This is a genomic window from Limnobacter sp. (assembly GCF_046297615.1).
Taxonomy (GTDB): Bacteria; Pseudomonadota; Gammaproteobacteria; order Burkholderiales; family Burkholderiaceae_B; genus Limnobacter.
The window spans coordinates 182,289-199,747 of sequence record NZ_JBKBHM010000006.1; the positions used below are offsets into that span (position 1 = coordinate 182,289).

The following is a 17,459-nucleotide window of genomic DNA, read 5'->3' on the forward strand; positions in this document are numbered from 1 at the left end:
ATGGGCGATTCAACCATCATTGATCGCCGGCTGAATGGCAAGCATCGAAGCTTGCCCAACCGGGAGCGGTTCATCCGCCGCTACAAAGCGCAGCTGAAAAAAGCCGTGTCGGACGTGGCGGGTGAGTCCTCCATCTCCGACGTCAGCGGCGAAGGTCGGGTCAAGGTGCGGATTCCAAGCCGAGAGGTGTCGGAGCCCACCTTTGTGTTTGGCGAGGGTGGCGACACGGAGCGCGTTGTGCCGGGCAACCGGGATTTCGTACCCGGTGACCGGGTACCCCGTCCACCCAAGGGCGGCGGGCAAGGGCAGGGCGGTAACGACCCTGGCCAAGGCAGTGGTGAAGACGCCTTCACCTTCGTCCTGTCGCGTGAAGAGTTTCTCAACCTGTACTTTGACGACCTGGAACTGCCGGAGCTGCTCAAACGCGAGATCTCCTCGGTCAAGCGCATGAAAAGCCGCAATGCAGGTTATACCCGCTCGGGCGCGCCGACCTCGCTCTCGGTAATTCGTACCATGAAAGCCTCGGTCATGCGGCGGGTTGCCCTTGAACCCGTGGCCGATGAGGATGACGATGACCCCGAGGAAAAGCCCCAAACCCAGCTTGACCTGGACTGGCCCGGCAAGAACCCGAACCGGCCTTACGTGCCATTTCTGGACGAGGTTGACCTGCGTTTCCGGCACCGCGTTCAGTACCCTGAACCGTCGACCAATGCGGTGATGTTCTGTCTCATGGATGTTTCTGCCTCCATGGACGAAACCAAGAAAGACCTGGCCAAGCGCTTCTACACCTTGCTTTATCTGTTCTTGACCCGCAAGTATGAGGAAGTCAAGCTGGTCTTCATTCGCCACACCGACGAGGCCGAAGAAGTGTCCGAGGAAGACTTTTTCTACGGCAAGAAAAGCGGTGGCACCGAAATTCTGCCTGCCATGCAGTTGGTACACGAGATCATCAAGACCCGCTATCCGGGTTCGGCATGGAATGTGTACATCGCCCAAGCTTCAGACGGTGACGCCACCTCTCGAGACGCCAAGCGCAGTGCCGACTACCTGACCGAACACATCATGCCGCAGGTGCGTTACTACGCATATGTGGAAACAATGCCCACACCCATGTTCGGAATGGCAAGGGCGTCGGATTTGTGGGAAAGTTTCGAGACTGTTGAATCACAGTGCGAAGGCCATTTTGCAATGCGAAAGCTCTACAACCGCAGAGACATCTACCCCGTCTTTCGCGGCCTGTTCGAGAAAAAAGAAAACGCGTTCGGGCGGTAATGCCGCAAGGCGTGTAAGGAGGTTCTGGCCATGGCAAAGAAACTGGATGCCGCAGGCAACGAGTGGACATTTGAGCTGCTGCGGGACATCGACCATGCAGTGCACGACATTGCAGCCAACACATTCAAACTGGACACCTACGCCAATCAGATTGAAGTCATCAGTGCAGAGCAAATGCTGGATGCGTATTCCAGCGGGGCCATGCCGGTGATGTACCCGCATTGGTCGTTCGGCAAATCGTTCTCGGTCAATGAACATCTGTACGAGACGGGTCAGCAGAACCTTGCTTACGAGGTGGTCATCAACTCCGACCCCTGCATTGCCTACCTCATGGAAGAAAACACCATGACCATGCAGACCCTGGTCATCGCCCACGCCTGTTACGGCCACAACTCCTTTTTCAAGGGCAATTACCTGTTCCGGCAATGGACCCAGGCCGACGCCATTATCGACTACTTGGTGTTTGCCAAAAAGTATGTGATGGAGTGCGAAGAGAAATACGGCTTTGATGCTGTGGAAGAGGTGCTGGACTCAGCCCATTCCTTGCAGCAGTTCGGGGTGGACCGCTACAAGCGCCGGTTTGTCTCCGAGGCCACCTTGAAAACCCGCCGGGACGATCTGGCGGAAAACAAGCGCCGCCAGTATGACGAAATCATGGCCAAAGTCTCGCCCGTCGAGGCCGCCCGCATTGAACGCACTCAGGACAACTACCCGCCCGAGCCCGTGGAGAATCTGCTGTATTTCATTGAGAAAGAAGCGCCCAAGCTGCGGGACTGGGAACGGGAGTTGGTGCGCATCGTCCGCAAGATGTCCCAGTATTTCTACCCCCAAGGGCAGACCAAAGTCATGAACGAGGGGTGGGCCAGCTTCTGGCATTACACCTTGCTCAATGCCCTCTACGAGCGCGGGCAGGTGTCCGATGGGTTCATGCTGGAGTTTCTGACATCGCACACCAATGTCGTGTTTCAACCAGACTCGCGCGATGGCCGCTACCGGGCCCTGAACCCCTATGCCCTGGGCTTTGCCATTTTCAGCGACATCCGCCGCATCTGTGAAAAACCCACGGACGAGGACCGTCGTTGGTTCCCCGAGCTTGCAGGAACGGGCGACTGGGTGAAAGCGACCGATTTTGCCATGCGCAACTTCAAAGACGAATCGTTCATCCGGCAGTTCCTGTCCCCGAAGGTGATTCGGGATTTCCGCCTTTTTGCCATTGCTGACCATGGCAGCGAATCGGACCTGTTCATCGACTCCATCCACAACGACGAAGGTTATCGCCGTATTCGCACCTTGTTGGCCAATCAGTACTCACGCGAGTCGATGGTGCCTGACATCCAAGTCACCTCCTACGCGCGAATGACCGACCGATCCCTCACGCTGACGCACATGAGCCGTCGTGGCAGGCCTTTGGAAGAGGGGGAGTCTGACCGTACTCTGGCCCACGTCGAGCGTTTGTGGGGGTTTCCGGTTCACCTGGAAACGGCTGATGTGGCTTGACCCCAAAGTGGTCAGCCAGGCCAAGCTGGATTTGTCCGGCTCGGTCGCACCACGTGAGCTGCCCATCCCGGCCATGCCCTCGGACATCTGGGCCAGGGCCGATTCCTTGCGTTCGCGCTTTCATTTGCAGGCCCGTCACTTTTTCGAATGTGAGTCCGTGTTGGCCGTGACCGGCATTGAAAGTGGTATTTCTGGCTTGGCTCGCCTCTTTCAGACCTGGTATGGCAGCATGCGCGTGGTGTTGGCCGAACCCAGTTTTGATCAGTGGGACAAGCGCTTCAGGCGGGCCAATCATGTGGTGTTGGACTGGCCAGTGGAATGCATTCTTGAGGGCGACATCCCTGAATGTGACGTGGTCATCCTTGGCCGCCCGGTGAACCCCACCTGCGAGATGATGCCCATCGCCTCAGTCAAAACCCTGGCCCGCAGGCTTCGCGACCAAGGCGGCTGGTTGATTCTTGACGAGGCCTATCTGGATTGGACCGGGCAAGACAGCTATGCCAGCTACATCGAGGATTCCCCCGCCATCGTTCTACGCTCAGTGGCGCCATTTTCCGGGCTGGCTGGCGCCAATCTGGCCTTTGTGTGTGCGCCCAAGGCTGTGTGCACGGCCCTTCTGAACGAGGTGGGAACACAGGCGGTGTCAGCCCCGCAGTGGTGGCTTGCCTTGCACTATTTTGATGCAGAGGCTTGGCGGCAGGAACAAATCAAGGCCTTGCACCAAGACATGCTCAGGCTTGAAAGTCTGTGGGCCCCTTACCTTGACATTGACACACCCTTGGTCAAAGGCGGCTATTTCATCACTTTGCGCCATGCCAAGGCGGACCATTGGGCCAACCAATTGGAAAGTGCCGGGGTGTTGGTGAGGTCCTATCCCTTGGAAGAAGACGCGTTGTTGCGGTGTGGTTTGCCCCGCACCGAGCCCGACTGGGGCAGGCTGACCCGCGTCATGCAGCGCGTGCTGGGCGCCTGAGTCAGGCTTTCAGCGCTTCTTCAGCGCCCCGTGGGGTGGGTTTGCTGCTGATCAACAGGGTTTTGCACAGCCGGTCTTGAGGGTATTGGCCGTGACGGTCAAACCATGAATACACAAAGCTGATGCCCGAGCAGTTGAACAGGCTGGCCAGCACAAACCGGATGATGCCCTGAAGCCACCCAATGGGGCTTCCGTCTTCGCGCACCAGCCGAATGTGCCAGGTTTTCATTGCCAAAGTTTGGCCGCCATGGCGCCAGAACCACACGAAGTACAAGCCCAGCACAAAGGCCAGCCAAGCCTGGCGTTCATGCCTTAAATACAGGGCATGTTTGCTTTGTGTCAGGGTGTCAAAGAGGTAGCCTGCGATGAATACCACACCGAACAGCAGCATGCTTTCATACAACAGACAGGCCAGCCGGCGCTTGCGGCTTGGGCTGATCAGCCCATTGGGCAACAGGCGGTTCATTCGCGGCGGCCCCTTGGGGCTCGCTCCATGCTCCGTTCGTTGAATTCACGGCGACGGTCAGGGTCCAGCGACTGGTAGCTGTTCCAACTGGAATTGCGCTCACCCTGGCCTGTTTCTTTCAGCGCCTTGAAGTTTTCCCGAGCAGACGCCCGCTCCTGGGGGCTCAGGTTACGCCAGGCACCCATTCGGTCACGCATCATGGACTGACGGGCGGGGTCGGCATCCTCATACCGGCGGCCCACACCAATCCACCGTTCCTGTTGGCTGGCATTCAGGGAATTCCAGTCGCCCCGCAAAGGCTCCAGCAGCTCTTGCTGCTTGGGGCTGAGTTGTTCAAAGGGGGTGCCCGCCAAGGCGGCTGAGGCAGGCAGGCACAAGGCCAAGGCCATCAACCAGGGGTTCAAGCGGGCGTGCACAGGGGGCATGGGGTCAGATGGAGGTTTGGCCATGGCTAGACAAGTCCTGAATCCACTGGTCTATGGTGTCATCCGCAGGCAGTTGTACTTCACGCACCTTCTGAGTGGTGAAATTCACAAAGCCTTTGTCCAGATAAGCATCCGGTGGCAGGTCGTCAGCCAAAATGGCCGCGTCCAAGTCCACTGTTTCAGTCAGTTTCGCGTCGTAATCGGCGGTGCCGTATTTGGCCACGCCTAACGCAGTACCCACCACAAACACGGCACTTACGGCCAAAGACAGGGCGGGGCGGTTAAACCATTCGCCCAAACGGCCCAACCAGCCGGACAAACCAGACCCACTGAGCAGTGCAGAAGGTGTTTTGAACACCATGGGCTGTTGCGCCAGGCGCGCTGAGCGCTGGGCATGGGCAGTCACGGCTTGGGCAATGGCCAAATCCAGGCGGGCCTGGATGTGCTCAGGCACCTGTTGCGCCGACATGTCCAAGATGCGTTTCACAGCCAATGCTGTCTGTCTTTCTTCGTTCATCGCCCTAATCCCCGCTGTTTCAGCACAGCCGCCAATGCCTTTGTGGCCCTGGAGCAGTGAGTTTTCACGCTGCCTTCGGAGCAACCCATGACCGCCGCGGTCTCCGCCAGATCCATCTCTTCCCAATAACGCAGAATAAAGGCCTGGCGTTGACGTTCCGGCAATTCGGCAATCGCTTCTTCAATCACTTTCATGTTTTGGCCCTGTTCCACCTCGTCCTGGGCGCTGTCATGCTGGGCATCGTCCCGCGCCAACAGGTTTTCCAGCACGTCAAAATCATCGTCATCGTCTTTCTGGAAGCTTGAAAACAGCGTGGTCCACGTGTTTCTTACTTTCTGACGGCGGTGGAAGTCAAGAATCGTGTTCTGCAAGATGCGTGTAAACAACATCGGCAGTTCGCTGGCAGGCTTGTCGCCATATTTTTCAGACAGCTTCATCATGCTGTCTTGCACCATGTCCAGCGCGGTTTCTTCGTTTTTCACGCTGAACAGGGCCTGTCGGTAGGCCTTGCCCGACACCTCCCTGAGGAATTCTTCCATTTCTCGCGTACTGGCCATAATCGTTCTGTGCGTGCGTGTCGTGAAGAATCCGGGTGGGGGAGGGCCCTTGAGCAGTCAAGTCGGCCAAATCGACTGGAATGATAACAAAGCCAGCCCACAAATTCTTGACCGGCACCCACTTAAGGGCTAAGATCGCGGACTTACCCTTATTCTGTCTCTAGTCGGCCTGCATACCCTTGCTGTTCCGGCGAAAGACGCGCTAGGGCGCTGAAACCGTGTTTCAGAAGCCCATGGCCAACCTGCCCGACACAATCGGGTCGAGATCGCCAGCGCTTTGTGACATGTCCATACCCACAAGGTTGTTCATCTCCCCAAAGCCTGTGCCCCACGGCAATGCGATCCAGGACGGCATCCGACCAATGTCCCGTGGATTTTGTCAGGATTTGTAGAAATGGAATATACCGGCGCGGAAATCGTTGTTAAGTGTCTGGAACAAGAAGGTGTCAAGCACGTATTCGGCTACCCCGGTGGCGCAGTGCTGTACATCTATGATGCAATCTTCAAGCAAGATGGCTTCGAGCACATACTCGTGCGTCACGAGCAGGCTGCTGTTCATGCAGCGGACGCATACTCCCGTTCAAGCAACAAGGTAGGTGTCTGTCTGGTCACCTCTGGCCCCGGCCTGACCAACGCGGTCACCGGCATTGCCACTGCCTATATGGACTCCATTCCCATGGTGATCATCTCCGGTCAGGTGCCCACGCACGCGATCGGCCAGGATGCATTCCAGGAATGTGACACCGTGGGCATCACACGCCCCTGCGTCAAGCACAACTTCCTCGTGAAGGATGTGAAAGACCTGGCGCGCGTCATGAAGGAAGCGTTCTACATTGCACGCACCGGCCGTCCAGGCCCTGTGCTGGTGGACATTCCCAAAGACATCACCATTCACAAGGCCGCATTTGACTACAGCGAGCCTGTGAAAATGCGTTCTTACAACCCGGTGGTCAAAGGCCATCAGGGTCAAATCAAAAAAGCCGTCCAGATGATTCTGGAAGCCGAGCGCCCCATGGTCTACACCGGTGGTGGCGTGGTGCTGGGCGATGCAGCCCCTGAGTTGCACCGCTTGGTGGAGTGGTTGGGTGCCCCCATCACGAACACCTTGATGGGTTTGGGTGCCTACAAGGCCACCGACAAGAAGTTTGTGGGCATGCCCGGTATGCACGGCACTTACGAGGCCAACCTCGCCATGCAGAACTGCGACGTGTTGATTGCCATTGGCGCCCGTTTCGACGACCGCGTGATTGGCAACCCCAAGGATTTCGCGTCCATTCCCCGCAAAATCATTCACATCGACATTGATCCATCCTCCATCTCCAAGCGGGTGAAGGTGGATGTACCCATCGTGGGCAACATCAAGGATGTGTTGGTTGACCTGCTGCAGTTGCTGGACGAGTCTGGCCGTCGCCTTGACCAAGGCAAGCTGCAAGGCTGGTGGGCTCAGGTTGAAAAATGGCGCGAGCGCAAATGCTTGGGCTATGCCAATTCTGACGAAGTCATCAAGCCTCAGTATGTGGTTGAAAAACTGTGGGAAGTCACCGGTGGTGACGCGTTTGTGACTTCGGACGTGGGCCAGCACCAAATGTGGGCCGCCCAATACTACAAGTTCGACAAGCCACGCCGCTGGATCAACTCCGGTGGCCTGGGCACCATGGGTGTAGGCCTGCCTTACGCCATGGGCGTACAGATGGCCAACCCCGATGCCCTGGTGGCCTGTATCACTGGCGAAGCGTCCATTCAGATGAATATTCAGGAACTGTCCACCTGTTTCCAGTACCACTTCACCCCGAAAATCTGCAACCTGAACAACCGTTATCTGGGCATGGTTCGCCAATGGCAACAGCTGGATTACGGTTCACGGTATTCCGAATCCTACATGGACGCTTTGCCTGATTTCGTCAAGCTGGTGGAGGCTTATGGCCACATTGGCATGCAGATCACCAAGCCTGCCGATGTAGAACCGGCACTTCGTGAAGCCTTTGGCAAATACAAGGACCGCCTGGTCTTCATGGACTTCATCACAGACCGCACTGAAAACGTGTGGCCCATGGTGAAAGCCGGCAAGGGCCTGACCGAAATGCTTTTGGGCTCGGAAGAACTGTAAGGAGAACGACTGATGAGACACATTATTTCCGTTCTCCTGGAGAACGAACCCGGCGCATTGTCCCGCGTGGTGGGCCTGTTTTCAGCCCGTGGCTACAACATTGAAACATTGACTGTGGCTCCCACGGAAGACGAAACCCTGTCACGCATGACCATCGTGACTGTGGGGTCCGATGACGTGATCGAACAGATCACCAAGCACTTGAACCGCTTGATTGAAGTGGTGAAAGTGGTGGACTTGACCGACGGTCCCCACATCGAACGCGAGCTGATGCTGGTAAAATTGCGCGCGGTGGGCAAGGAGCGTGAAGAGATCAAGCGAACATCGGACATCTTCCGCGGCCGCATCATTGATGTGACCGAGAAAAGCTACACCATCGAATTGACTGGCGACAAATCCAAACTGGATGCATTCCTGGACGCGATTGACCGCACAGCCATTCTGGAGACTGTCCGTACAGGCAGCTCTGGCATTGGTCGCGGGGAACGTATTCTCCGTGTGTAATCCCCGCTACTGAAAGCCAGTACTGACGATCCCAACATTTCAAAGCAAGGAAACTGAACATGAAAGTCTATTACGACAAAGACGCTGACCTGTCCCTGATCCAGAAGAAGAAGGTCTCCATCATTGGTTACGGCTCCCAAGGCCACGCTCACGCCCAAAACCTGCGTGATTCTGGCGTTGACGTGACCGTAGGCCTGCGCAAAGGCGGCGCATCCTGGTCCAAAGCCGAAGGTGCTGGCCTGAAGGTCAAGGAAGTGGCCGACGCGGTTCGCGAAGCCGATGTGGTCATGATCCTGCTGCCCGACGAAAACATTCCTGAGGTTTACAACAAGGAAGTGGCCCCCAACATCAAGGCTGGCGCTGCTTTGGCATTTGCCCACGGTTTCAACGTGCACTACAATCAGGTCATTCCCCGTGCTGACATCGATGTCATCATGATTGCCCCCAAAGGCCCAGGCCACACTGTTCGCTCCGAGTACCTGAAGGGCGGCGGTGTACCCTCCCTGATCGCGATTTATCAGGACAAAACAGGCAACGCCAAAGAGATTTCCCTGGCCTACGCAGCGGCCAACGGTGGCACCAAGGGTGGCGTCATCGAGACCAACTTCCGCGAAGAAACTGAAACCGACCTGTTCGGTGAGCAAGCTGTTCTGTGCGGCGGCGCTGTTGAACTGGTTAAAGCCGGTTTTGAAACCCTGGTGGAAGCCGGTTACGCCCCAGAAATGGCGTACTTCGAGTGTCTGCACGAGCTGAAGCTGATCGTGGACCTGATGTACGAAGGCGGTATTGCCAACATGAACTACTCCATCTCCAACAACGCGGAGTATGGTGAGTACGTGACAGGCCAACGCGTGATCGCTGACCAGGCCCGCGCTGCCATGAAGGAATGCCTGACCAACATCCAGAACGGTGAATACGCCAAGCGTTTCATCCTGGAAGGCCGCACCAACTATCCAGAAATGACTGCACGTCGTCGCTTGAATGCTGCTCACCCCATCGAGCAGGTTGGCGCACAACTGCGTGCCATGATGCCCTGGATTTCCAAGAACAAACTGGTTGACCAGTCCAAGAACTGATCCATCAGTTTTGATTGGCCTGATTCGTCAGGCTGAGAAACCCCGGTGGGCAACCCCGGGGTTTTTTTATGTGCCCACCCATTTCGACAAGCCTTGAATGGCATCGATCTTGCGCCGGCTAACCCCCAGCAGGTCATTGTAATAAAGCAGTTGGGACTTGCTGCCCGGCACACCTGTGTTCAGCGCCTGCACCTGCCTGTCTCCCCCGTGCGTGAAGAGCGTGGCGTAGTTGAGCCGAGCCCAACCGGATCGTGGCTGGTCCACGGGGCGGGGGCGTCCATAGGCCCAGGAATCGGCATAGAAATCCCGAATTTCCACGTGCAATTGTCCAGTTCGGTCTTTGCCGCTTTTGCAGTTGAAGGCTGGGGTCAGGTTGCATTCATTGGCCAGTGCCAGCAGTCGAACGGCCAATTTGTAAGGTTCATGGCCCACGCGGTGGTGGCTCTGTTCTCCAACAATCGTCCTGACCTGTGCCACCAAGGTGGTGATCCATTCAATCGAGCGAACCAGTTCGGCCTGTGTGGCCAATTGTTCTGGGGGCAGGGGTTCCTGGCGCTTCAGGTCATTCAATTGCAGGCGGGCACTTGCTAATTCGTCACCAGCCAGGCCGCCAACCTCGCGGTTCGGGTCCAAGGAGCCAATCAGTGCCTCCAACGCGGTTGAGTTGATTGCGTCCGCGTTCTGCCAAATGCCCAGGACCTCACCGGTTGGGTGCAACGCCACGCGATTGACTGGTACGTTGAACGGCAGGAAGCGGGGCTTGACCATCATGCTGACCTGCCGGCCTTGATGGCCTTGCACCAGGATATTCACCCCCGTCTTTTGAATGCGCTCAAATGCATCCATCTGTTGTTTTATCATTTCCGATTCCTGGCCCAATGGCGTCAGTAAGCTGACGGACACAATCGGCAAATGAATCTCCCCAGCGTCTGTTTCCTCGGCACTGAGGGCGCGTCGGCTCAGCCGGTCCGTCAGGCAGGCCTGCACGAATTCTTTCACCCTGGCGTCGTTGGCCTGGGTGCGTTTGGTGGTGTGGCCCCCATAACCATAGGCGTCATGCACCCCGTGTCTAAGGCCCGAGAACAGGCGAGTGTTGCCGCGGGTGTTCTGTGCTTCAAATTGGGTGCGCCACAGGTTGATCGCGTGGCGATGCTCACGTGTGGCGTAGCTGCAAATTCCTTGAACGCCTGTGTCCCGGTACTGGGCGCGAAGTGAATCACACAGGTGGGCTGCGGGTGTTTGCTGAGTGACAAACCGTTGCCGCAGCGTCTGGCCATCTTGGCCGGTGAAATCAAGCTCGCTGGCGTGTTCAAGTGGCTCCCAATCCTGGCGGTTCAGGGTGTCGATCCACGCTTGAATCAGCAGCTTTTCTATGGCTTTGGGCGGCCCATTGCCCACATCCAACTGACTGGCTTTGAACACGCCACGCAAATAGGCGGCCATGGCTAATCGGATATGAATGTGCTGGTTGATTGTCGGGGGTTCATGGCCTGTTAGCCCTGCATTGAAATAGGCCTTGCTTTCTTTCAAATACGCAAGGCCTGATGCGCTGAGGGTGAACGCTTTCTTTTTGCCGCCGATCAACTGCCGCAGGGTGTGTTCACCGCGCCAGCCAGCGGGATGAGGGGTGTCTTCGGTCAAGCTGCATTCTGCCGCGCTAATCTGGGCTAGGTGATTCAAATGTTCAGTGGCAGCACGCAGGGGTTCGGGAATTCGATCCGCAGGCAATTGGGCTTTGAATTGGTCCAGAACAGCCATCGCAGCAGCCAGGTGTTGTTGCTTAAAGCGAAGCGCGTCACAGCGTGCTGTACCGCTCAACTTGTCCGTGCCCTTTGCGGGCTGTGCAATCATCCAGTTGGCACTGTAGCGCGTGAGTTCGGGTACGAGGGCGCCCAAGGATTGGGCGAGTCGTCGAACAGAGGACCATCGGCGATCTGTGGCCGACAGGGGTGTTGGGCGTTCGGTGCTGATCTGGCTGGCAGCGCGGGGGGCCATGGTGTATGAATCAATGGGCATGCTTTGTGTGCAGGTCAGTGCTGCAGGCTGATCGCGTAAGGCGGGAAGGATTATTAAGTGGTCGTTCTGCGTCTTTGGTTCGGCTCAGTGGCGTGTGGGCGCAAGCCCGCGTGCTGCCGCTTGCATCCACATTCTTGAGTGCGTAGAGGCTTCCTTTCAGATTCTTATGGTTCAAATCGCACAAAAACAACCCGCGGCGCTTGGTTTTGCTTTATAAAATCGACTTTTACTCCACTAAACCAACACACCATGAACTATCCACACCCACTGATTGCGCGCGAAGGCTGGCCGTTTTTGGCCATTGTGGGCATTCTGGCCTTGGCTTTGCAGTCCTTCGGGCTGACTTTCCTGTCCGTTCTTACCTGGATTCTGTTTGTTTTTGTGTTGCAGTTTTTCCGTGACCCACCCCGTTACATCCCTTCCCAAAAGAATGCGGTCGTATCCCCTGCTGACGGGCGCATTGTGGCCGTGGAGCGCACTGAAGACCCTTATGCCCAGCGTGAGGCCTTGAAAATTTCCGTCTTCATGAACGTATTCAATGTGCACTCCAACCGCATTCCCATTGGCGGCCAAGTGAAGTCAGTGGACTATTTTCCCGGCTTGTTTGTGAATGCCGATTTGGACAAAGCCAGTACCCAGAACGAACGCAATGCGGTGGTCATCACGACCGACACCGGTGCAACAGTCACTGCAGTGCAGGTGGCCGGTTTGATCGCACGACGAATCCTTTGCTACATCAAGCCCACTGAGGCTGTTGAGAAAGGCCAACGCTACGGCTTTATCCGCTTCGGTTCCCGCGTGGATGTGTATCTGCCCGTGGATTCGGTGCCCAAAGTGGCCATTGGCGACAAGGTGTCCGCGTCCAGCACCATTCTGGCCGAGCTGGTGGCCTGATATGCCGATGCGATTCAAGCGCAACAAGAACCGCTTTGGCTTGGCCCGCAAGCCTGTGCCAACGCCGGGGCAGCCGCCCCGTCAGCGTCACAAGGGTGTGTACTTGCTGCCCAACCTGTTTACTACGGCGGCGTTGTTTTGTGGCTTTTACGGCATTGTGCAGGCCATGAGCAACCAGTTCACCACTGCTGCGGTGGCCATCTTTGCTGCGATGGTGCTGGACAGTCTGGATGGTCGAGTCGCACGAATGACCAACACCCAAAGCGCTTTCGGGGCTGAATACGACAGCTTGGCCGACATGGTGTCCTTTGGTGCCGCGCCTGCACTCATCGTGTATGAATGGGCCTTGCATGGCATGGGCAAGTTGGGCTGGGTGGCTGCATTTGTGTATGTGGCGGGCGCAGCCTTGCGTTTGGCGCGTTTCAACACCAACGCCGCCGTGGTTGACAAGGCCTGGTTTCAGGGCTTGCCCAGCCCTGCTGCCGCTGCTTTGGTCACAGGCTTTGTGTGGGTGATGGACGATGTGAAAATGGCGGGCGCTGAGCTGGACTGGTTGGCCTGGGCCATCACGTTCTATGCGGGTGTCACCATGGTGTCTTCTGTCCCGTTTTTCTCCGGCAAGGATTTTCATTTCCGCAAAAGCGTGCCATTTCTGGTGCTGGCCCTGATTCCTCTGGTGTTTGCACTGGCCTCGCAAGACCCACCCAAGGTGTTGTTTGGTGTGTTCGTCTTGTACGGGCTGTCTGGGTACGTGGTGTATTTGGTACGCCGTGTGCGGGGGCAGGGGTTGAAAGGGCTCGATATCGAGCAGGATCAGCATTTCTAAGCCTCCTGAAGTTCAGTAGCAAGGGCCCCTCGGGGCCCTTTGTTTTTGGGCATGTTGTATCCTTACGGGATATTCAGGAGAACACCATGTCAGACCGCCTCATCATTTTCGACACCACCCTGCGCGACGGCGAACAGAGCCCCGGCGCGTCGATGACGCGTGAAGAAAAAATCCGCATCGCCAAACAGCTCGAGAAGTTGAAGGTGGATGTGATTGAGGCCGGTTTTGCGGCGTCCAGCAATGGCGACTTCGAGGCCATCAAGAACATTGCCTCAGTGGTGCGCGAGTCCACCGTGTGTTCGCTGGCGCGGGCCAATGAGCGGGACATCAGCCGTGCAGGCGAAGCCCTGGCTCCAGCCGAGCGTCGTCGAATTCACACCTTCATCGCCACTTCGCCCTTGCACATGGAAGTCAAGCTGCGCATGACCCCGGAGCAAGTGCTTGAGCAAGCGGTCAAAGCGGTCAAGCTGGCCCTTCAATACACCGATGATGTGGAATTTTCGGCTGAAGACGGCTACCGCTCGGAGCTGCCATTTCTGGCCAAGGTGTGTGAGGCCGTGATCAAAGCCGGTGCGCGCACCATCAACATTCCTGACACGGTCGGTTATGCGGTGCCCTCCCTGTACGGCGAATTCATGAAAAGCCTGCGCGAGATGACCCCCAACAGCGATCAGGCTGTGTGGTCAGTCCACTGCCACAACGACTTGGGCATGGCGGTGGCCAACTCCTTGGCGGGTGTGTCCATTGGCGGTGCCCGTCAAGTGGAATGCACCATCAATGGCCTGGGTGAGCGCGCGGGCAATTGCTCCTTGGAAGAGGTCGTGATGGCGGTGAAAACCCGCCGCGACTTTTTCAATCTCGACACCGCAATTGACACGTCGCAGATTGTGTCAGCCTCCAAGCTGGTGTCCAACATCACCGGTTTCGTGGTGCAGCCCAACAAAGCCATCGTTGGGGCCAACGCGTTTGCCCATGCCTCAGGTATTCACCAGGATGGCGTGCTCAAGGCGCGTCAAACCTACGAAATCATGACCGCCGAGGATGTGGGTTGGACCGCCAACAAAATTGTGCTGGGCAAGTTGTCAGGTCGCAATGCCTTCAAGCAGCGCCTTGAGGCGCTGGGCATTGAGATGGAGTCGGAATCTCAGCTCAATGAGGTCTTCCAGCGTTTCAAAGACTTGGCTGACCGCAAAGCCGAGATTTTCGATGAAGACATCCATGCCTTGGTGTCTGGCGATGCCATGGACGGCGAGCAGGACGCCTACCGTTTTGTTTCCCTGTCGCAGAAGTCCGAGACTGGCGAGCGCCCGCAGGCCCGCGTTGTGTTCTCGGTCGATGGGCAAGAAGTTGTCTCAGAAAGCGAGGGCAACGGCCCTGTGGACGCCACTGTCAAAGCCATTGAAACCCGGGTTGCCAGCGGCGCCGAGCTGCTGTTGTTCTCCGTGAATGGAATCACCTCGGGCACCACCGAAAGCCAGGGCGAGGTCACCATGCGCCTCCAGAAGGGTGGGCGTATTGTCAATGGCGTGGGTGCCGACCCCGACATCGTGGTGGCTTCAGCCAAGGCCTATTTGTCTGCCCTGAACAAGTTGCAGGCCAAAAACGAAAAGCTCAACCCACAGGTTTGATTTTTATCGGTTTTCGGCTATAATCGCGGGCTTGGTTGGCGTTCCCATGGTGGGTGCGCCGTAAAACTCAGCCCAAGTTGTTGTCACGAACCCTCGGGAATTCGGTTGTTGAGCCGGTTGTCTGGGGGTTTCGCAAGTGGAGAAAAACATGTCTGTAGAAAGCATCAACAAACAGGCCATCGTGGCCGAATTTCAACGTGCCAAGGGCGACACAGGTTCCCCCGAGGTTCAAGTGGCGTTGTTGACAGCCCGTATCAACTCGCTGGCCGATCACTTCAAGGCCAACGCCAAAGACCACCACTCACGCCGCGGCTTGCTGCGCATGGTGTCCCGCCGCCGTAAACTGCTGGACTACCTCAAGCGCACCGACGCTGACAAGTACCGTACTCTGATCGGACAACTCGGCTTGCGTAAGTAATTGGTCCGCGCCACACAATCCGTTGATTGAACTCAAATGCCTGCAACTGACGTTGTGGGCATTTGTGTTTTGTAACTCACGGGCTCTCGCATGGGAATGTGACCCACCGGGATAACGATAAGGAAAGAGAAAAGTGTTTGAAATTCATCGTGAAACATTCCAGTACGGCCAGCACACAGTGACGCTGGAGACCGGCGAAGTCGCCCGTCAGGCCGATGGTGCAGTCCTTGTGACTGTTGATGACACCGTGGTTCTGGCCACTGTTGTTGCAGCCAAAACCGCCAAGCCAGGCCAGGATTTCTTCCCCCTGACCGTTGACTATGTTGAAAAATTCTACGCCGCCGGTCGTATTCCCGGCGGCTTCTTCAAGCGTGAAGGCAAGGCCACTGAAAAAGAAACCCTGACCGCCCGTTTGGTTGATCGCCCTCTGCGCCCCTTGTTCCCTGAAGGCTTCTACAACGAAGTTCAGGTTGCACTGACCGTGATGTCTTCCAACCCCGAAGTCAACGCCGACATTCCCGCGTTGATCGGTGCCTCCGCCGCGCTGTCCATCGCCGGCATTCCCTTCAACGGCCCGATTGGCGCGGCCCGCGTGGGTTACCTGAATGGCGAATACATCATCAACCCCACCACCAGCCAACTGAAAGACAGCAAGCTGGACTTGGTAGTAGCCGGTACTGAATCCGCCGTGCTGATGGTGGAATCCGATGCCTATGAATTGAGCGAAGAAGTCATGCTGGGCGCTGTGGTGTATGGCCACGAGCAAATGCAGACCGTCATTAATGCCATCCATGCCCTGACCGCCAAAGCTGGCAAACCCGAGTGGGATTGGCAGCCTGCGGCCAAAAATGAGCCGCTGATTGCCGCCATCACCGAACTGGCTGGCCAAAAAATTGCCGAAGCGTACAAAATTACCCAGAAGCAGGCCCGCAGCAAGCGTCTGAAGGAAATTTCTGCCGAGGTTCAAGCCGAGTTGCCCGCCAAGCTGGGTGAAGAAGGCATGGCCGGTGTGACCGGTGCCGACATTGGCGAAGTGCTGTTCAATCTGGAAGCCAAAGTGGTTCGCAGCCAGATTCTGAACGGCGAGCCCCGCATTGACGGTCGTGACACACGCACCGTACGTCCCATCACCATTCGCACCGGCGTTTTGCCCCGTGCCCATGGTTCGGCCCTGTTTACGCGTGGTGAAACACAAGCCCTGGTGGTGACGACCCTGGGTACAGGCCGCGACGAGCAGATCATCGATGCGATCAACGGCGAATACCGTGACCGCTTCATGTTCCACTACAACATGCCCCCATACGCCACTGGCGAATGTGGTCGCATGGGTGCGCCCAAGCGCCGCGAGATCGGCCACGGTCGTCTGGCCCGCCGCGCCATTGAAAACCTGTTGCCTGCTGCCGAAGACTTCCAGTACAGCATGCGTGTGGTTTCTGAAATTACTGAATCCAACGGCTCAAGCTCCATGGCCTCCGTCTGTGGCGGCTGCCTGTCCCTGATGGACGCTGGTGTTCCCGTGAAAGATTTCGTGGCGGGTATCGCCATGGGTCTGATCAAAGAAGACAACAAGTTCGCCGTGCTGACCGACATTTTGGGTGACGAAGACCACCTCGGTGACATGGACTTCAAAGTGGCCGGTACCGAAAACGGTGTGACTGCCCTGCAGATGGACATCAAAATCCAGGGCATTACCAAGGAGATCATGCAGGTGGCACTGGCCCAGGCCCGCGACGCCCGCATTCACATCCTCGGCATCATGAAAGAAGCCTCTTCTGGCGTGGGTGAGTTGTCTGATTTTGCGCCCCGCATGATCAGCATGAAGATCAACCCCGAGAAGATTCGTGACGTGATTGGTAAAGGTGGTGCAACCATCCGCTCAATCACCGAGGAAACCGGTGCAACCATTGACATCAAGGACGATGGCTCCATCACCATCGCCTCCGTAGACGGTGAAGCCGGCGAGAAAGCCAAAAAGCGCATTGAAGACATCACCGCCGAAGTTGAAGTGGGTGGCGTGTACGAAGGTACCGTGCTGAAGTTGCTGGACTTCGGTGCCATCGTCAGTGTATTGCCGGGCAAAGACGGTTTGCTGCACATCTCCCAGATCGCTCACGAGCGTGTCAACGCCGTGGCCGATTACCTGAAAGAAGGGCAGCAAGTTCGCGTCAAAATCCTCGAAGCGGACGACAAAGGCCGTCTGCGCCTGTCCATGAAGGCCCTGCTGGAGCAGCCTGCTGCTGACGCAGCGCCCGAAGGGTCTGCTGGCGAGTAAATCCCGCATGG

Annotated in this window: 17 protein-coding genes; 11 read left to right on the plus strand and 6 right to left on the minus strand. The window is 57.0% G+C overall.

Annotated elements, in window-relative coordinates; genetic code table 11:
• From ACK4FF_RS12870 to ACK4FF_RS12880, 3 genes are read left to right on the plus strand one after another with little or no spacing between them, the layout of a single operon-like run.
• Positions 1-1,272: a YeaH/YhbH family protein gene (locus ACK4FF_RS12870; protein WP_409709960.1), complete on the plus strand. Its 1,272-nt coding sequence runs from the start codon at positions 1-3 to the stop codon at positions 1,270-1,272.
• A gap of 30 nt (positions 1,273-1,302) precedes the next feature.
• Positions 1,303-2,769, plus strand: a complete 1,467-nt coding sequence (locus tag ACK4FF_RS12875; RefSeq protein WP_409709963.1) for a SpoVR family protein — start codon at positions 1,303-1,305, stop codon at positions 2,767-2,769.
• Positions 2,759-3,742 (plus strand): aminotransferase class I/II-fold pyridoxal phosphate-dependent enzyme, encoded by a 984-nt coding sequence (locus ACK4FF_RS12880; protein ID WP_409709966.1) that lies wholly within the window; start codon positions 2,759-2,761, stop codon positions 3,740-3,742. The genes ACK4FF_RS12875 and ACK4FF_RS12880 overlap by 11 nt, the downstream gene beginning before the upstream one ends.
• 1 nt (position 3,743) lies before the next feature.
• Here the strand turns inward: ACK4FF_RS12880 and ACK4FF_RS12885 are convergent, their stop codons facing one another.
• From ACK4FF_RS12885 to ACK4FF_RS12905, 5 genes are all read right to left on the minus strand, one after another.
• Positions 3,744-4,208 carry an RDD family protein gene (locus ACK4FF_RS12885; RefSeq protein WP_409709969.1) on the minus strand — a complete coding sequence of 155 codons (465 nt, stop codon included), beginning with the start codon at positions 4,206-4,208 and terminating at the stop codon, positions 3,744-3,746.
• Entirely contained in the window at positions 4,205-4,657 is a 453-nt protein-coding gene (locus tag ACK4FF_RS12890) for a DUF3106 domain-containing protein (protein ID WP_409709972.1), read from the minus strand. Before ACK4FF_RS12890 ends, ACK4FF_RS12885 begins: the two co-directional genes overlap by 4 nt.
• The gene (locus tag ACK4FF_RS12895) at positions 4,638-5,150 is read right to left on the minus strand and encodes a DUF3619 family protein (protein WP_409709975.1); all 513 of its coding nucleotides are present in this window, start codon (positions 5,148-5,150) and stop codon (positions 4,638-4,640) included. Before ACK4FF_RS12895 ends, ACK4FF_RS12890 begins: the two co-directional genes overlap by 20 nt.
• Positions 5,147-5,707 carry an RNA polymerase sigma factor gene (locus ACK4FF_RS12900; protein WP_409709978.1) on the minus strand — a complete coding sequence of 187 codons (561 nt, stop codon included), beginning with the start codon at positions 5,705-5,707 and terminating at the stop codon, positions 5,147-5,149. The genes ACK4FF_RS12895 and ACK4FF_RS12900 overlap by 4 nt, the downstream gene beginning before the upstream one ends.
• A 223-nt stretch (positions 5,708-5,930) precedes the next feature.
• On the minus strand, positions 5,931-6,062 hold the full coding sequence (locus ACK4FF_RS12905; RefSeq protein ID WP_409709981.1) for a hypothetical protein: 132 nt from the start codon (positions 6,060-6,062) through the stop codon (positions 5,931-5,933).
• A 39-nt stretch (positions 6,063-6,101) separates the two neighbouring features.
• Between ACK4FF_RS12905 and ACK4FF_RS12910 the strand changes: the two genes are divergently transcribed.
• Genes ACK4FF_RS12910 through ilvC form a run of 3 tightly spaced genes read left to right on the plus strand, consistent with a single transcriptional unit; the run spans position 6,102 to position 9,394 of the window.
• A complete protein-coding gene (locus ACK4FF_RS12910) occupies positions 6,102-7,814 on the plus strand; it encodes an acetolactate synthase 3 catalytic subunit (RefSeq protein WP_409709984.1) in 1,713 nt (570 codons plus the stop codon).
• A 12-nt stretch (positions 7,815-7,826) separates the two neighbouring features.
• Positions 7,827-8,318 carry an acetolactate synthase small subunit gene (ilvN, locus tag ACK4FF_RS12915; RefSeq protein ID WP_409709987.1) on the plus strand — a complete coding sequence of 164 codons (492 nt, stop codon included), beginning with the start codon at positions 7,827-7,829 and terminating at the stop codon, positions 8,316-8,318.
• A 59-nt stretch (positions 8,319-8,377) separates the two neighbouring features.
• Positions 8,378-9,394, plus strand: a complete 1,017-nt coding sequence (gene ilvC, locus ACK4FF_RS12920) for a ketol-acid reductoisomerase (RefSeq protein ID WP_409709990.1) — start codon at positions 8,378-8,380, stop codon at positions 9,392-9,394.
• 66 nt (positions 9,395-9,460) lie between these two features.
• On the opposite strand, the gene ACK4FF_RS12925 is transcribed toward ilvC, so the two are convergent.
• Positions 9,461-11,410, minus strand: a complete 1,950-nt coding sequence (locus ACK4FF_RS12925) for an inositol phosphate phosphatase SopB (protein ID WP_409709993.1) — start codon at positions 11,408-11,410, stop codon at positions 9,461-9,463.
• A gap of 249 nt (positions 11,411-11,659) precedes the next feature.
• Between ACK4FF_RS12925 and ACK4FF_RS12930 the strand changes: the two genes are divergently transcribed.
• The 5 genes from ACK4FF_RS12930 to pnp all read left to right on the plus strand — a co-directional run bounded on the left by ACK4FF_RS12930 (position 11,660) and on the right by pnp (position 17,448).
• Complete coding sequence (locus tag ACK4FF_RS12930) at positions 11,660-12,304, plus strand: phosphatidylserine decarboxylase (protein ID WP_409709996.1); 645 nt, start codon at positions 11,660-11,662, stop codon at positions 12,302-12,304.
• Between the two features lie 7 nt (positions 12,305-12,311).
• Positions 12,312-13,130 (plus strand): CDP-diacylglycerol--serine O-phosphatidyltransferase, encoded by an 819-nt coding sequence (pssA, locus tag ACK4FF_RS12935; protein WP_409710196.1) that lies wholly within the window; start codon positions 12,312-12,314, stop codon positions 13,128-13,130.
• Positions 13,131-13,216: 86 nt separating this feature from the next.
• Positions 13,217-14,758, plus strand: a complete 1,542-nt coding sequence (locus ACK4FF_RS12940) for a 2-isopropylmalate synthase (protein ID WP_409709999.1) — start codon at positions 13,217-13,219, stop codon at positions 14,756-14,758.
• 148 nt (positions 14,759-14,906) lie between these two features.
• Positions 14,907-15,176 (plus strand): 30S ribosomal protein S15, encoded by a 270-nt coding sequence (rpsO, locus tag ACK4FF_RS12945; protein ID WP_409710002.1) that lies wholly within the window; start codon positions 14,907-14,909, stop codon positions 15,174-15,176.
• A gap of 133 nt (positions 15,177-15,309) precedes the next feature.
• Positions 15,310-17,448 carry a polyribonucleotide nucleotidyltransferase gene (gene pnp / locus ACK4FF_RS12950; protein WP_409710005.1) on the plus strand — a complete coding sequence of 713 codons (2,139 nt, stop codon included), beginning with the start codon at positions 15,310-15,312 and terminating at the stop codon, positions 17,446-17,448.
• Positions 17,449-17,459 lie beyond the last annotated feature (11 nt).

Coding starts and splice junctions, on each gene's coding strand:
- ACK4FF_RS12895 (WP_409709975.1), bottom strand. CDS start 5,150: ATGAACGAAGAAAGACAGACAGCATTGGCTGTGAAACGCATCTTGGAC.
- pssA (WP_409710196.1), top strand. CDS start 12,312: ATGCGATTCAAGCGCAACAAGAACCGCTTTGGCTTGGCCCGCAAGCCT.
- ACK4FF_RS12925 (WP_409709993.1), bottom strand. CDS start 11,410: ATGCCCATTGATTCATACACCATGGCCCCCCGCGCTGCCAGCCAGATC.
- ACK4FF_RS12875 (WP_409709963.1), top strand. CDS start 1,303: ATGGCAAAGAAACTGGATGCCGCAGGCAACGAGTGGACATTTGAGCTG.
- ilvN (WP_409709987.1), top strand. CDS start 7,827: ATGAGACACATTATTTCCGTTCTCCTGGAGAACGAACCCGGCGCATTG.
- ACK4FF_RS12930 (WP_409709996.1), top strand. CDS start 11,660: ATGAACTATCCACACCCACTGATTGCGCGCGAAGGCTGGCCGTTTTTG.
- rpsO (WP_409710002.1), top strand. CDS start 14,907: ATGTCTGTAGAAAGCATCAACAAACAGGCCATCGTGGCCGAATTTCAA.
- ACK4FF_RS12870 (WP_409709960.1), top strand. CDS start 1: ATGGGCGATTCAACCATCATTGATCGCCGGCTGAATGGCAAGCATCGA.
- ACK4FF_RS12890 (WP_409709972.1), bottom strand. CDS start 4,657: ATGGCCAAACCTCCATCTGACCCCATGCCCCCTGTGCACGCCCGCTTG.
- ACK4FF_RS12940 (WP_409709999.1), top strand. CDS start 13,217: ATGTCAGACCGCCTCATCATTTTCGACACCACCCTGCGCGACGGCGAA.
- ACK4FF_RS12910 (WP_409709984.1), top strand. CDS start 6,102: ATGGAATATACCGGCGCGGAAATCGTTGTTAAGTGTCTGGAACAAGAA.
- ACK4FF_RS12905 (WP_409709981.1), bottom strand. CDS start 6,062: ATGCCGTCCTGGATCGCATTGCCGTGGGGCACAGGCTTTGGGGAGATG.
- ACK4FF_RS12900 (WP_409709978.1), bottom strand. CDS start 5,707: ATGGCCAGTACGCGAGAAATGGAAGAATTCCTCAGGGAGGTGTCGGGC.
- ACK4FF_RS12880 (WP_409709966.1), top strand. CDS start 2,759: ATGTGGCTTGACCCCAAAGTGGTCAGCCAGGCCAAGCTGGATTTGTCC.
- ilvC (WP_409709990.1), top strand. CDS start 8,378: ATGAAAGTCTATTACGACAAAGACGCTGACCTGTCCCTGATCCAGAAG.
- ACK4FF_RS12885 (WP_409709969.1), bottom strand. CDS start 4,208: ATGAACCGCCTGTTGCCCAATGGGCTGATCAGCCCAAGCCGCAAGCGC.